1 protein-coding gene is annotated in these 588 nt (G+C 64.8%); it reads right to left on the reverse strand.

All coding sequences use genetic code 11. The features are described 5' to 3' along the window. Positions 1 to 588 (reverse strand): 1-deoxy-D-xylulose-5-phosphate synthase N-terminal domain-containing protein (locus DY926_RS16480; RefSeq protein ID WP_274541801.1); only part of this gene is annotated, 588 nt, incomplete at both ends.

Here is a 588-nt window from a genome sequence, read left to right on the forward strand (position 1 = left end):
AGTAGATGGCGCAGAACGGGCGCAGCCCTTCCGTCGCCATGCCGGCGGCGAAGGTGACGGCGTGCTGCTCGGCAATGCCGACATCGAAGAAGCGGTCGGGATAGGCCTTGGCGAACTTGTCCAGCCCCGTGCCCGAGGGCATGGCGGCGGTGATGGTGACGATGCGGTTGTCTGTTGCAGCCTGACGGACCAGTTCGCGGCTGAAGACCGAGGTGTAGCTCGGCGGGCCCGGCGGGCCTTTCTTCTGCTCGCCGGTCACGACGTTGAACTTGGACACCGCGTGATATTTGTCACCAGCCGATTCGGCGGGCGTGTAGCCACGGCCCTTTTCGGTAATGACATGGACCAGCACGGGGCCGACATCCTCGGCGTCGCGCAGGTTGCGCAGGATATGGACGAGCTGGTTCATGTCATGGCCGTCAACGGGGCCGACATAATAGAAGCCCAGTTCCTCGAACAGCGTGCCGCCGGTCATGATGCCGCGCGCGTATTCGTCCGCCTTCTTCGCCGTGCGTTCCAGGCGGCCGGGCAGGCGCTTGGCCATCTTGCCCGCCAGTTCACGCAGGCCAAGGAACTTGCGCGAGGACA

This window comes from Komagataeibacter melaceti, assembly GCF_003403295.1.
In the GTDB taxonomy this organism is placed as follows: domain Bacteria; phylum Pseudomonadota; class Alphaproteobacteria; order Acetobacterales; family Acetobacteraceae; genus Komagataeibacter; species Komagataeibacter melaceti.